Origin of the sequence: Streptomyces luteosporeus, assembly GCF_039532865.1 — a bacterium.
In the GTDB taxonomy this organism is placed as follows: domain Bacteria; phylum Actinomycetota; class Actinomycetes; order Streptomycetales; family Streptomycetaceae; genus Streptomyces; species Streptomyces luteosporeus.
Window position 1 is genome coordinate 254,085 of the sequence record NZ_BAAASL010000008.1, and the last position, 13,713, is coordinate 267,797.

11 protein-coding genes and 1 tRNA gene are annotated in these 13,713 nt (G+C 69.4%); 2 read left to right on the top strand and 10 right to left on the bottom strand.

All coding sequences use genetic code 11. The features are described from left to right. Positions 1-52: 52 nt before the first annotated feature. The 8 genes from rpoB to ABD361_RS13080 form a co-directional block, all read right to left on the bottom strand. The gene (gene rpoB, locus ABD361_RS13045) at positions 53-3,535 is read right to left on the bottom strand and encodes a DNA-directed RNA polymerase subunit beta (RefSeq protein ID WP_344435218.1); all 3,483 of its coding nucleotides are present in this window, start codon (positions 3,533-3,535) and stop codon (positions 53-55) included. A gap of 630 nt (positions 3,536-4,165) precedes the next feature. Continuing rightward, the gene (rplL, locus tag ABD361_RS13050) at positions 4,166-4,555 is read right to left on the bottom strand and encodes a 50S ribosomal protein L7/L12 (RefSeq protein WP_344435219.1); all 390 of its coding nucleotides are present in this window, start codon (positions 4,553-4,555) and stop codon (positions 4,166-4,168) included. Positions 4,556-4,689: 134 nt separating this feature from the next. Continuing rightward, positions 4,690-5,217, bottom strand: coding sequence for a 50S ribosomal protein L10 (gene rplJ, locus ABD361_RS13055; protein WP_344435221.1), 528 nt, complete (start codon positions 5,215-5,217; stop codon positions 4,690-4,692). Between the two features lie 374 nt (positions 5,218-5,591). After that, positions 5,592-6,308, bottom strand: a complete 717-nt coding sequence (gene rplA, locus ABD361_RS13060) for a 50S ribosomal protein L1 (protein WP_344435223.1) — start codon at positions 6,306-6,308, stop codon at positions 5,592-5,594. Positions 6,309-6,388: 80 nt separating this feature from the next. Next, positions 6,389-6,823, bottom strand: a complete 435-nt coding sequence (gene rplK / locus ABD361_RS13065; RefSeq protein WP_344435224.1) for a 50S ribosomal protein L11 — start codon at positions 6,821-6,823, stop codon at positions 6,389-6,391. Between the two features lie 186 nt (positions 6,824-7,009). Continuing rightward, the gene (gene nusG / locus ABD361_RS13070; RefSeq protein ID WP_344435225.1) at positions 7,010-7,894 is read right to left on the bottom strand and encodes a transcription termination/antitermination protein NusG; all 885 of its coding nucleotides are present in this window, start codon (positions 7,892-7,894) and stop codon (positions 7,010-7,012) included. An 80-nt stretch (positions 7,895-7,974) separates the two neighbouring features. Then, positions 7,975-8,265, bottom strand: a complete 291-nt coding sequence (secE, locus tag ABD361_RS13075) for a preprotein translocase subunit SecE (protein ID WP_344435324.1) — start codon at positions 8,263-8,265, stop codon at positions 7,975-7,977. A gap of 108 nt (positions 8,266-8,373) precedes the next feature. Beyond that, a tRNA-Trp gene (locus ABD361_RS13080) sits at positions 8,374-8,446 on the bottom strand. Positions 8,447-8,662: 216 nt separating this feature from the next. Here ABD361_RS13080 and ABD361_RS13085 point away from each other — a divergent pair. After that, a complete protein-coding gene (locus ABD361_RS13085) occupies positions 8,663-9,910 on the top strand; it encodes a pyridoxal phosphate-dependent aminotransferase (RefSeq protein WP_344435226.1) in 1,248 nt (415 codons plus the stop codon). A gap of 91 nt (positions 9,911-10,001) precedes the next feature. Further along, a complete protein-coding gene (locus ABD361_RS13090; protein WP_344435227.1) occupies positions 10,002-11,021 on the top strand; it encodes an adenosine deaminase in 1,020 nt (339 codons plus the stop codon). A 136-nt stretch (positions 11,022-11,157) separates the two neighbouring features. Here ABD361_RS13090 and ABD361_RS13095 read toward each other — a convergent pair whose 3' ends face one another. Together ABD361_RS13095 and ABD361_RS13100 are read right to left on the bottom strand one after the other, a co-directional pair. Continuing rightward, the gene (locus ABD361_RS13095) at positions 11,158-12,219 is read right to left on the bottom strand and encodes a UDP-N-acetylmuramate dehydrogenase (RefSeq protein ID WP_344435228.1); all 1,062 of its coding nucleotides are present in this window, start codon (positions 12,217-12,219) and stop codon (positions 11,158-11,160) included. A gap of 19 nt (positions 12,220-12,238) precedes the next feature. Next, positions 12,239-13,672 (bottom strand): DHA2 family efflux MFS transporter permease subunit, encoded by a 1,434-nt coding sequence (locus ABD361_RS13100; protein WP_344435229.1) that lies wholly within the window; start codon positions 13,670-13,672, stop codon positions 12,239-12,241. Positions 13,673-13,713 lie beyond the last annotated feature (41 nt).

A 13,713-nucleotide genomic window follows, 5' to 3' on the forward strand; every position in this document is an offset into this window, starting at 1 on the left:
TGGGGGTCCGGGGACTGCCGGGGGCCTCAGGAGAGGCCCCCGGCCAGACCCGTCAGACCTCTTCGACGCTGCTCGGCTCGCGCCGGGACAGGTCGATACCGAGCTCCTCCGCGGCGCGGAAGACGTCCTCGTCGGTGTCGCGCATCTCGATGGACATGCCGTCCGAGGACAGCACCTCCACGTTGAGGCACAGGGACTGCATCTCCTTGATGAGCACCTTGAAGGACTCGGGGATGCCGGGCTCGGGGATGTTCTCGCCCTTGACGATCGCCTCGTAGACCTTCACACGGCCGGTGACGTCGTCGGACTTGATGGTGAGGAGCTCCTGCAGGGCGTAGGCGGCGCCGTACGCCTCCAGGGCCCAGACCTCCATCTCACCGAAGCGCTGGCCACCGAACTGAGCCTTACCACCCAGCGGCTGCTGGGTGATCATCGAGTACGGACCGGTCGAACGGGCGTGCAGCTTGTCGTCGACCAGGTGGTGCAGCTTGAGGATGTACATGTACCCGACCGAGATCGGGTCCGGGAACGGCTCGCCGGAGCGGCCGTCGAACAGCCGGGCCTTGCCGGACGGGAGCACCATGCGCTCGCCGTCGCGGTTGGGCACGGTGTGCTCGAACAGGCCGGCCAGCTCGTCCTCGCGGGCACCGTCGAAGACCGGGGTCGCGACGTTGGTGCCCGGGGCGACCTCGTCGGCGCCGATCGCCTGGAGCCGCTTCATCCACTCCTCGTCGCCCTCGACCTTCCAGCCCTGGCTGGCGAGCCAGCCGAGGTGGATCTCGAGGACCTGTCCCGGGTTCATTCGGGACGGGACACCGAGCGGGTTGAGGATGATGTCGACCGGGGTGCCGTCCTCGAGGAACGGCATGTCCTCGACCGGGAGGATCTTGGAGATGACACCCTTGTTGCCGTGACGGCCGGCGAGCTTGTCACCGTCGGTGATCTTGCGCTTCTGCGCGACGTAGACGCGGACCAGCTGGTTCACGCCCGGGGGCAGCTCGTCGCCCTCCTCGCGGTCGAAGACGCGCACGCCGATGACCTTGCCGATCTCGCCGTGCGGCACCTTCAGCGAGGTGTCACGGACCTCACGGGCCTTCTCACCGAAGATCGCGCGGAGCAGGCGCTCCTCCGGGGTCAGCTCGGTCTCACCCTTCGGGGTGACCTTGCCGACCAGGATGTCGCCGGCCACGACCTCGGCACCGATGCGGATGATGCCGCGCTCGTCGAGGTCGGCGAGGACCTCCTCGGAGACGTTCGGGATGTCCCGGGTGATCTCCTCGGGGCCCAGCTTGGTGTCACGGGCGTCGACCTCGTGCTCCTCGATGTGGATCGAGGAGAGGACGTCGTCCTGCACGAGGCGCTGCGACAGGATGATCGCGTCCTCGTAGTTGTGGCCCTCCCACGGCATGAACGCCACGAGCAGGTTCTTGCCGAGCGCCATCTCGCCCTCGTCCGTGGACGGACCGTCGGCGAGCACCTGGCCGGCCACCACGCGGGCGCCCTCGTCCACGACGACCTTCTGGTTGAAGGACGTGCCCTGGTTGGAGCGGGAGAACTTGGCGACGCGGTACGTGTTGTACGTGCCGTCGTCGTTGGCCACGGTGACGTAGTCGGCGGAGACCTCCTGGACGACACCGTCCTTCTCGGCCTTGATGACGTCGCCGGCGTCGACCGCGCAGCGGTACTCCATGCCGGTGCCGACCAGCGGCGCCTCGGCCTTGATCAGCGGCACGGCCTGGCGCATCATGTTCGATCCCATGAGCGCGCGGTTGGCGTCGTCGTGCTCGAGGAACGGGATCATGGCGGTCGCGACCGACACCATCTGGCGCGGCGAGACGTCCATGTAGTCGACCTCGTCCGGCGCGATGTAGTCGATCTCGCCGCCACGGCGGCGGACCAGCACGCGGGCCTCGGCGAAGCGCATGTCCTCGTTGAGGGCGGCGTTCGCCTGGGCGATGACGAAGCGGTCCTCCTCGTCGGCGGTCAGGTAGTGCACCTCGTCGGTGACCTGGCCCTCGACGACCTTGCGGTACGGCGTCTCGACGAAGCCGAACGCGTTGACCCGGCCGTAGGAGGCGAGCGAGCCGATCAGACCGATGTTCGGGCCTTCGGGCGTCTCGATCGGGCACATGCGGCCGTAGTGCGAGGGGTGCACGTCACGGACCTCGAAGCCGGCCCGCTCACGGGAGAGACCACCCGGGCCCAGCGCCGACAGACGACGCTTGTGGGTCAGACCCGACAGCGGGTTGGTCTGGTCCATGAACTGGGACAGCTGGCTGGTGCCGAAGAACTCCTTGATGGAGGCGACGACCGGCCGGATGTTGATCAGGGTCTGCGGCGTGATCGCCTCGACGTCCTGGGTGGTCATCCGCTCGCGGACGACGCGCTCCATACGAGCCAGACCCGTGCGGACCTGGTTCTGGATGAGCTCGCCGACGTTGCGCAGACGACGGTTGCCGAAGTGGTCGATGTCGTCGGTCTCGACGACGATCGTGGTGCCGTTCTCGCCGACGGTCTCGGTCTCACCGGCGTGCAGCTTGACCAGGTACTTGATCGTCGCGATGACGTCGTCGACGGTCAGCACACCGGCGTCGAGCGGGGCGTCCGCGCCCAGCTTCTTGTTGACCTTGTAGCGGCCGACCTTGGCCAGGTCGTAGCGCTTGGGGTTGAAGTAGAGGTTCTCGAGCAGCGTCTGCGCGGCCTCACGGGTCGGGGGCTCGCCCGGGCGCAGCTTGCGGTAGATGTCGAGCAGCGCGTCGTCCTGGCCCTGGGTGTGGTCCTTCTCCAGGGTGGCGCGCATGGACTCGTACTCGCCGAACTCCTCGAGGATCTGCTCGGTGGTCCAGCCGAGCGCCTTCAGGAGGACGGTGACGGACTGCTTGCGCTTGCGGTCGATGCGCACACCGACCATGTCGCGCTTGTCGACCTCCATCTCCAGCCAGGCACCCCGGGACGGGATGATCTTGGCGGTGAAGATGTCCTTGTCGGACGTCTTGTCGATGGAGGAGTCGAAGTAGACACCGGGCGAACGGACCAGCTGCGAGACCACGACACGCTCGGTGCCGTTGATGCAGAAGGTGCCCTTCGGCGTCATGAGCGGGAAGTCGCCCATGAAGACCGTCTGGGACTTGATCTCACCGGTCTCGTTGTTGGTGAACTCGGCCGTGACGAAGAGCGGAGCCGCGTACGTGAAGTCGCGCTCCTTGCACTCGTCGATGGAGTTCTTCGGGGGCTCGAAACGGTGGTCGCGGAAAGTCAGCGACATCGACCCGCTGAAGTCCTCGATCGGGGAGATCTCCTCGAAGATCTCCTCCAGACCGGACTTGGTGGGGACGTCCTGACCGGACTCCAGCGCAGCCTCGACGCGAGCCTTCCAGGCGGCGTTGCCGAGCAGCCAGTCGAAGCTCTCGGTCTGCAGCGCAAGGAGGTTCGGAACCTCGAGGGGCTCCTTGATCTTCGCAAAGGAGATGCGCAGCGGGGCGGTGCTGGCGCCGTTGTTCGTATTGGCGGTCGAGGCGTTGCGCGAGGCGGCCAAGAGGGGGTCCTTCCGAGGGCTCGGACTCACTACGCGCGTACCGGTCCCACTCCGTCCAGAGGAGAGAATTCCCAGGTCAGGGGGCTTCTTTCGACTGTGCTATGAAGTGGGCATGCCCCTGGTGACGGGCAGGGAGCAGCTAACAGGCAGCGCAAAGGGTCAGTGTAGCCACTTGGCCCACTGATGTCCAGAGCGGGTATCCCGAGACCGGTGCGATACCAATCTCTCCCTCCGGGATCCTTTTGTTCCTCGCTGTACGGCGCCTGCCCGCGCCCGTCCGACGCAAGTCCTGCGCTGGAAGCGCATGACCATACTTCCCCCTCCGCCTGCGATCCATGCCTCGGACGGAGGACCGATGCGGCGGGGCGTCGTGGGACGCGTCCTGAGAATCGCGCGCGGCGTGCCGTTCGTCAAGGCCCCTCGGCCCCCGGCCGCCCGTCACGGAGGGCGGATGCCCTGCTCGGAGCGGGTCCCGGCCACCGGGAGGGCAACGAAGATCACCATACTCGCCCTGCGGCCCTGCCGCGCGCACCCGTCCCGGGAACGCCCGAGGGCGACCACCCGTGCGGGTGATCGCCCTCGGTTTTTCCGACGATCGTCGGAAGGAGAGTCCTCGCGGACCCGGAGGTCTTACTTGACCTCGACGGAGGCGCCGGCGCCCTCGAGGGCCTCCTTGGCCTTGTCCGCGGCGTCCTTGGCGACCTTCTCGAGGACCGGCTTCGGGGTGCCGTCGACGAGGTCCTTGGCCTCCTTCAGACCCAGGGAGGTCAGCTCACGCACGACCTTGATGACCTGGATCTTCTTGTCACCGGCGGCGGTGAGGATGACGTCGAACTCGTCCTTCTCCTCGACGGCCTCGGCGGCAGCGCCACCGGCAACGCCGCCGGCCATGACGACCGGGGCGGCCGCAGCGGCGGTGACGTCGAACTTCTCCTCGAAGGCGGAGACGAACTCGGCCAGCTCGATGAGGGTCATCTCCTCGAACTGCGCGAGCAGCTCGTCCTTGGTCAGCTTCGCCATGATGGCGGTCCTTCCACTAAATCGGCAGGTGCCGGAATGTACATGTCGGCGGGCGTCTGCCTTGACGGCAGTTCTTACGAAAGACGGCCCGCTGCGACCGGTGCCGGGTGGCACCGATCAATGCGCGAGCCGAATTACTCGGCACCGCCCTGCTCGGCGAGCTTGGCGCGCAGCGCGTCCGCAGTGCGGACGAACTTCGTCGGCAGCGCCTGGAAGAGGGAGGCAGCCTGGGACTGCTTGCCCTTCATGGCACCGGCCAGCTTGCTGAGCAGAACCTCGCGGGACTCGAGGTCCGCAAGCTTCTTGATCTCGTCAGCGGAGAGCGTCTTGCCCTCGAGCACGCCGCCCTTGATGACGAGGTTGGGGTTCTCCTTGGCGAAGTCACGAAGACCCTTCGCCGCCTCGACCGGATCCCCGGTCACGAAGGCGACAGCGGTCGAGCCCTTCAGGTGCTCGTCCAGCTGGATCCCGACCTCATTGGCCGCGATCTTGGTCAGCGTGTTCTTCACCACACGGTACTGAGCGTTGTCACCGAGCGAACGGCGCAGCTGCTTGATCTGCGCAACGGACAGCCCGGTGTACGCGGTCACGACGGCCGCGTTGGAGTTACGGAACTTCTCCGTAATCTCCGCAACGGCGGTGACCTTCTCGGCCTTCGCCATGAGCCTCGGCCTCCTTCCGGGTGATGAAGACCGCAGTGGCGCGCGAGAAGGGGCCTGGGCAAAACGAAACGCCCCGGCACAGGCGCACGGGGCGTGACTCGACCGCGGGGGCGTAATTCGCATTCACGCCTCGGCGGGAGTTCTTCCACAGTCACCTGCGCAGGTCGTCCGCAGCTAGCGGATCCTTCGGCCGCCGTGCCCCCATTACGGACGCACGGCAACGACCAGCGGTCTTTGGCTTCCCCGGTACGGTACGGGATGGGGGGCAACATACGCAAATCGAGCCGGGCCCCGCCTCCCGGAAGGGAAGCGGGGCCCGGCCCGTGGTTCACGCGCTCCGCGCAAAGGGCCTCTCAGAGGCCCTCAGGCCGTCCTCAGACGGCCTCGTCCTCGACGAGGAGGTTGCGGGTGCGGTTCGGGTCCAGGGCGATGCCCGGGCCCATCGTGGTGGTCAGGGTCGCCTTCTTGACGTAGCGGCCCTTGGCGGCGGACGGCTTCAGACGGAGGATCTCCTCCAGCGCCGCGGCGTAGTTCTCCACCAGCTTGGTGTCGTCGAACGAGACCTTGCCGATGATGAAGTGCAGGTTCGAGTGCTTGTCGACGCGGAACTCGATCTTGCCGCCCTTGATGTCGGTCACGGCCTTGGCCGTGTCCGGGGTGACCGTGCCGGTCTTCGGGTTCGGCATCAGACCACGGGGGCCGAGGACGCGGCCGAGGCGGCCGACCTTGCCCATGAGGTCCGGGGTGGCGACGACGGCGTCGAAGTCCAGACGGCCCTTCGCGACCTCGTCGATCAGCTCGTCGGCACCGACGATGTCGGCGCCCGCGGCACGCGCGGCCTCGGCACGGTCGCCGGTCGCGAAGACCAGGACCCGGGCGGTCTTACCGGTGCCGTGCGGAAGGTTCACGGTGCCGCGGACCATCTGGTCGGCCTTGCGCGGGTCGACACCCAGGCGGAAGGCAACCTCGACGGTCGCGTCGAACTTGGTGGTGGAGGTCTCCTTGGCGAGACGGACGGCCTCGAGCGGGGCGTACAGGCGCTCCGCCTCGACCTTGGCGTCCGCAGCGCGGAGAGTCTTGCTGCGCTTCACTTCTGCTCCTGAATGGTTGAGCGTGGAGTCGTGGTCCGGGCCAGCGCTTGGCCCTGCCACTGGGGGTCAGCGGGAGCTGATCAGCCCTCGACCGTGATGCCCATGGAACGGGCGGTGCCGGCGATGATCTTCGCGGCGGCGTCCAGGTCGTTGGCGTTCAGGTCGGGCATCTTGGTGGTGGCGATCTCGCGGACCTGCGCCTCGGTGATCTTGGCGACCTTGGTCTTGTGCGGCTCGCCGGAGCCCTTCTCCACGCCCGCGGCCTTGAGGATCAGCTTGGCGGCCGGCGGAGTCTTGGTGACGAAGGTGAAGGAACGGTCCTCGTAGACCGTGATCTCCACCGGCACGACCATGCCACGCTGCGACTCGGTCGCGGCGTTGTAGGCCTTGCAGAACTCCATGATGTTGACGCCGTGCTGACCCAGCGCGGGGCCGACCGGCGGAGCCGGGTTGGCGGCACCGGCCTGGATCTGGAGCTTGATGAGCCCCGTGACCTTCTTCTTCTTGGGAGGCATTGCTCTCTCCGGGTCCTAGTGAGAGTTTTTTGCCCACGCACACTGCACGCAGGCATACCGCACCACGATAACGGGTATCGGGGCGGGACCGAAAACCGAATGGTCAGGCCCGCCTCGAGAGGCGGGCCTGACCGGTTCGGAAGCGTTCGGCCGGAAGATCCGTTCTGCTGGATCGGACCTTCCGGATCAGTTCTTCTGGATCTGGTCGAAGCTCAGCTCGACCGGGGTCTCGCGACCGAAGATCTCGACGAGGCCCTTGACCTTCTTCGAGTCGGCGTTGATCTCGTTGATCGTCGCCTGCAGCGTCGCGAACGGACCGTCGGTGACGGTGACGGAGTCGCCGACCTCGAAGTCCAGGACCTGGACCTCGACCTTGCGGGACGGCGCCGGACGGCCCTCGGCCTCGGCGGCCTCCTTGGCGGCCTTGGCCTCCGCCTCCGGGGCGAGCATCTTGACGATCTCGTCCAGGGTCAGCGGGTACGGGTCGTAGGCGTTGCCGACGAAGCCGGTGACACCGGGGGTGTTGCGCACGACGCCCCAGGACTCGTTCGTCAGGTCCATGCGCACCAGCACGTAGCCGGGGAGCTTGTTCTGGCGGACGGTGCGGCGGTCGCCGTTCTTGATCTGGACGACCTCTTCCTGCGGCACCTCGGCCTGGAAGATGTAGTCCTCGACGTTCAGCGAGACGGCGCGCTGCTCGAGGTTGGTCTTCACGCGGTTCTCGTAGCCCGCGTAGGTGTGGATGACGTACCACTCGCCGGGCAGGCCGCGCAGCTCCTCGCGGAGCGCGGCGACCGGGTCGACCGGGGCGGCCTCCTCGGCCTCGCCGTCCTCCTCGGGCTCCTCGTCCTCGGCGGCAACCTCGGCGTCGCTCTCGACGCGCAGCGCGGCCTCCTCGGCCGGCTCGCCGGCGGCGGCCTCCTCGGCGTCGAGCTCGTCGATGGCGTCGGCGCCCTCGACGATCTCCTGCGGGGTGTCGTCGCCCTGGACCTCGGCCGAGACAGCCGCGTCCACGTCGGCCTCTGCGGCCGCGACGGGCTCGGCGGCGTCGTTCAGGTTCGGGTCAGACACTTGGCTGCTTCTTCCTGGCTTCAAGGGGTGGAACGTGCGAAAGGGCGGACCTCCGCACGGAGGCCGCCTTGCGCGGGGGCTCAGCCGAAGACGTACTTGACGGCCTGCTGGAACCCATAGTCAATCACGGTAACCAGACCGATGACGATGGCGACGAACGCGATCACCACGGTGGTGTAGGTCGACAACTGGCCTCTGGTGGGCCACACGACCTTGCGGAGTTCGGCGACGACCTGGCGGTAGAACAGTGCGAGCCGGCCCAGCGGGCCCTTCTTGGCGCGCTTTCCGCCCCGGCGGCCCTTCTTGCCGGCCACCTCGTCCTCGGGACGACCGCTTTCAGGCGTCGCGGTGGAGCCAAGGGCTTCCGTCACTACGTCCTCACCTGAATCCGGGTCGTGGCCGTGCCGCGCCCGGGTGAGCCGCACGGCGGTGCATTTCAGTACGTACGCACGCACGCACCCTGGTGACGATGCGTGTAGCAGGGCCGAAGGGACTTGAACCCCCAACCGCTGGTTTTGGAGACCAGTGCTCTACCAATTGAGCTACGACCCTTTGTGTTCCCCCAACGTACCGCATCCGCCCGGACGCACGGTGTGTGCGAGGCCGGATTCGCTGCTGGAGGCCAACGAGGGATGAGTGTACGTGGTCCGGCGCGGATCGTCGAACAGCCTTTGTCGCGGCGTTCCCGGACAGGGCCCGGTTCACCCTTTCTGACAGGGGCACGCAAACGGTGTGCCACCGTTCCGGCGGGTCTGCGACGATGCCCTCATGACCGCTGCGACTCCTCCCGTTCCTCCTCGCCAGTCCCCCACCGAGCGCCGGGTCTCCGCCCGCGTCGGTTCGATCTCCGAGTCGGCGACCCTCGCCGTGGACGCCAAGGCCAAGGCCCTCAAGGCCGCCGGGCGCCCGGTCATCGGCTTCGGCGCCGGCGAGCCGGACTTCCCCACCCCCGGCTACATCGTCGACGCCGCCGTCGAGGCCTGCCGCGACCCGCGCTACCACCGCTACACGCCGGCCGGCGGCCTGCCCGAGCTGAAGGCCGCCATCGCCGCCAAGACCCTGCGCGACTCCGGCTACGAGGTCGACGCCTCCCAGGTGCTCGTCACCAACGGCGGCAAGCAGGCGATCTACGAGGCGTTCGCCGCGATCCTGGACCCGGGCGACGAGGTCATCGTCCCCGCCCCGTACTGGACCACCTACCCCGAGTCGATCCGCCTGGCCGGCGGCGTCCCGGTGGAGGTCGTCGCCGACGAGACCACCGGCTACCGGGTCTCCGTCGAGCAGTTGGAGGCGGCGCGCACGGAGCGCACGAAGGTGCTGCTCTTCGTCTCCCCGTCGAACCCGACGGGTGCGGTCTACACGCGCGAGCAGGTCGAGGCGATCGGCCGCTGGGCCGCCGAGCACGGCCTGTGGGTCCTGACGGACGAGATCTACGAGCACCTGGTCTACGGCGACGCCGAGTTCTGCTCGCTGCCGGTCGTCGTCCCCGAGCTGCGCGACAAGTGCATCGTCGTCAACGGCGTCGCCAAGACGTACGCCATGACCGGCTGGCGCGTGGGCTGGGTCATCGGCCCCAAGGACGTCGTCAAGGCCGCCACCAACCTGCAGTCGCACGCCACGTCCAACGTGTCGAACGTCGCGCAGGTGGCCGCCCTCGCGGCCGTCTCCGGCGACCTGACCGCCGTCGACGAGATGAAGGTCGCCTTCGACCGCCGCCGCCGGAAGATCGTCTCCATGCTGAACGAGATCGACGGCGTGGTCTGCCCCGAGCCGGAGGGCGCGTTCTACGTCTACCCGTCGGTCAAGGCCCTGCTCGGCAAGGAGATCCGCGGCAAGCGCCCGGCCACCTCGGTCGAGCTGGCCGCGCTCATCCTGGACGAGGCCGAGGTCGCGGTCGTCCCGGGCGAGGCCTTCGGCACCCCGGGCTACCTGCGGCTGTCCTACGCGCTCGGCGACGAGGACCTCGTCGAGGGCGTCTCCCGCATCCAGAAGCTCCTGGCGGAGGCGAAGGCGTAAGCGGCCCCGCCGCCCCGCACCTGTTTTCGGCCCCTTCCCCCTGCGGGGAAGGGGCCTTCCGGTTGACGGGCCGGTACGGCAAAATCCCTGAATGGAGAACGTTCGGGACGTCCGTAAGCTGCCGAAGGCCCACCTGCACCTGCACTTCACCGGGTCGATGCGACCCTCGACCCTGCTGGAACTGGCCGACAAGTACGGCGTGCACCTGCCCGAGGCACTCAGCAGCGGCGAACCGCCCAGGCTCCGGGCGACGGACGAACGCGGCTGGTTCCGCTTCCAGCGGCTCTACGACATCGCCCGCTCCTGCCTGCGCTCCCCCGACGACATCCGGCGCCTGGTGCGCGAAGCCGCCGAGGAGGACGTCAAGGACGGCTCCGGCTGGCTGGAGATCCAGGTCGACCCCACCTCGTACGCCCCCCGCCTCGGCGGCCTCATCCCCGCCATGGAGATCATCCTCGACGCCGTCGCGAGCGCGTCGAAGGAGACCGGGCTCGGCATGCGCGTCCTCGTCGCCGCCAACCGCATGAAACACCCCCTCGAAGCCCGCACCCTCGCCCGCCTCGCCGTGCGCTACGCCGACCACGGCGTGATCGGCTTCGGCCTCTCCAACGACGAGCGCCGCGGCCTCGCCCGCGACTTCGACCGCGCCTTCGAGATCGCCCGCGAAGGCGGCCTCCTCGCCGCCCCCCACGGCGGCGAACTGTCGGGCCCCGGCAGCGTCCGCGACTGCCTCGACGACCTCCACGCGGCCCGCATCGGCCACGGCGTCCGCGCCGCGGAGGACCCCCGCCTGCTGCGCAAACTCGCCGAACGCGGCGTGACGTGCGAGGTCTGCCCGGCCTCCAACGTCGCCCTCGGCGTCTACGACAAGCCGGCCGACGTGCCGCTGCGCACGCTGTACGACGCGGGCGTACCGATGGCGCTGGGCGCCGACGACCCCCTGCTGTTCGGCTCGCGCCTGGCGGCCCAGTACGAGCTGGCGCGGGAGCACCACGCGTTCACGGACGCGGAGCTGGCGGAGGTGGCCCGACAGTCGATCCGCGCCTCGGCTGCGCCCCCTGATGCCCGTGACCGCCTCTTGGCGGGCGTGGAGGCGTGGCTGGCGTCCTGAGCGCTGCCGCGCAATTCAGCCCGTCTGGGGGCCCCTCCCAGCGGTAGCTGGGGGAGTTTGAGGACCGGGGGTCCGGGGGCGGAGCCCCCGGTTTCGGGAAGGGGCGGGGTGGGGGAAAGGGCCGCCGCAGGCGCCCCTACAGCGCCACCCCGACGGTGACGGGTTCGTTCACCAGCGTCACGCCGAACGCCTCGCGCACCCCGTCCCGCACCTCCCGCGCAAGGGCCAGCAGATCCTCCGTCGTCGCGGAGCCCCGGTTCGTCAGCGCCAGCGTGTGCTTCGTCGAGATCCGCGCCGGCCCCTCCCCGTACCCCTTCGTGAAGCCGGCCCGGTCGATCAGCCACGCCGCCGACGTCTTCACCGCACCGTCGCCCGCCGGGTAGGCGGGCGGCTGCACGTCCGCTCCGAGGCGCTCGGCGACGCGCGCGAGGAAGGCCGCGTGCTCGTCCGCCGTGAGGACGGGGTTGGTGAAGAAGGAGCCGGCGGACCACGTGTCGTGGTCGTCCGGGTCGAGCACCATGCCCTTGCCGGCGCGCAGCTTGAGCACGGTCTCGCGGGCCTGGGCGACGGGTACGCGGTCGCCCTGGGCGACGCCGAGGGCGCGGGCGGTCTCGGCGTACTTCAGGGGCGCGGAGAGCCCGTCCGCGTCCTCCAGCTCGAAGCGCACGCGCAGCACGACGTGGCGTGCCGGGTCGGCCTTGAAGCGGCTGTGGCGGTAGGAGAAGGCGCACTCGGCGTTGGTGAGGGTGACGATCTCGTCGGTGTGCCGGTCGTAGGCCACGACCTCGGTGATCGTCTGGGCGACGTCCTGGCCGTAGGCGCCGACGTTCTGGATGGGGGTGGCGCCGGCGGAGCCGGGGATGCCGGCGAGGCATTCGACGCCGGCGAGGCCGGCGTCGACGGTGCGGACGACGGCGTCGGACCAGTTCTCGCCGGCGGCGAGCTCCAGGCGGGTGCCCTCCAGCGTGAAGCCGCTGGTGGCGATGCGCAGGGCGGTGCCCTCGAAGCCCTTGTCGGAGATGACGAGGTTGCTGCCGCCGCCGATGATCAGCAGCGGCGTCCCGGCGCGGTCGGCCTCGCGCACGGCCTCGATCACCTCGGCGTCCGTCGTGGCCGTGATCAGGCGGCTCGCGGGGCCGCCGAGGCGGAAGGTGGTCAGGGGGGCGAGGGGGGCGTCGTGTCGTTCCTGCACGGGCACAAGGGTACGGGTGCGCGGGTCAGCGCCCGGCGGCCGTGGGGGCGGGCGCGGGGGCCGCTGCCGTGGCCGCCATGGTTGCCGGCTCGCGCCGGCGCGAGGCCGGTATCGCGAGTGCCGCCAGTGCGGCGACGGTCACCATGGCCGCGCCCGTCCACAGGGCGGGGGTGAGGCCGTCGGTGAAGCGGGAGGGCGATTCGTAGCCGCCGTGGGAGGAGAAGACGGTGCTCAGGACGGCGATGCCGAGGGCACCGCCCACTTCGCGCAGGGCGTTGTTGGCGCCGGAGGCCATGCCCTGCTCGGCCGGGCGGACGCTGGACATCACGAGCTTGGCGGCGGGCGCGAAGAACAGGCCCATGCCGATGCCGCTGACGATCAGCGCCGGCAGCTGTGTGGTGTACGTGACACCGGGGTCGATCACGACGGCGAACCAGGCGAGCCCCGTGGCCTGCAGGACCAGGCCGGCGGCGACCACCGGGCGGCTGCCGATCCGGTCGGCGAGGATGCCGGACAGCGGGGCGGCGACCATCGGCATGGCCGTCCAGGGCAGCATGCGCAGGCCGGCCTCGGTGGGCGAGTAGTGGAGCACGTTCTGCAGGAACTGGCTGAGCAGGAAGATCGAGCCGAACATGCCGAAGAACATCAGCAGGCTGGCCGAGTTGATCCCGCTGAAGGCGCGGCTGCGGAAGAGGCGCATGGGCAGCATGGGGTTCTTCGCCCGCGTGCCGTGAACGGCGAAGGCGGCCAGGAGCACCCCGCCCGCACCCAGGCTGACCAGGACCTTCGTGCCCGTCCAGCCGGAGGAGTGGGAGCTGATCAGGCCGTAGACGATGCCGAAGAGGCCGCCGCTGACCAGCAGCGTGCCGATGACGTCGAGGCGGGCGCCGGAGCCGCGGGACTCGCGCAGGCGCAGCCGGGCGAGGGGCACGAGGGCGATGCCGAGCGGCACGTTGAGCCAGAAGATCCACTGCCAGGAGATGTGCTCGGTGAGGGTGCCGCCGATCAGGGGGCCGGTGGCCACGGCGAGGCCGTCGACGGCGCCCTTGATGCCGTACGCCATGCCGCGGCGGGCGGCCGGTACGGCGTCGGTGAGCAGGGTGAGGGTCAGGGGCATCATCACGGCCGCGCCGACGCCCTGGACGGCCCGGGCGGCGACGAGGGCCTCGATGCCGGGGGCGAGGGCGGCCGCGGCGGAGGCGCCCGTGAAGATCGTCACACCGATGACGAAGAGCCGGCGGCGGCCGAACCGGTCGCCGAGGGCGGCGCCCAGCATGAGCAGGACCGCGAAGGTGAGGGTGTAGGCGTTGACGGTCCATTCGAGGTCCTCCAGCGCCCCGCCGAGGTCCTTGCGGATGGCCGGCAGGGCGGTGGTGACGACGAGGTTGTCGAGCGCGGCCATGAAGCCGGCGATGCCGGTGATGACGAGGGCCCAGGCGGCCCTGGAGCGGTCGTTCACGGAAATCCCCCCGTGGAGAGTCGGTGTGTGGGTGTCAGGTA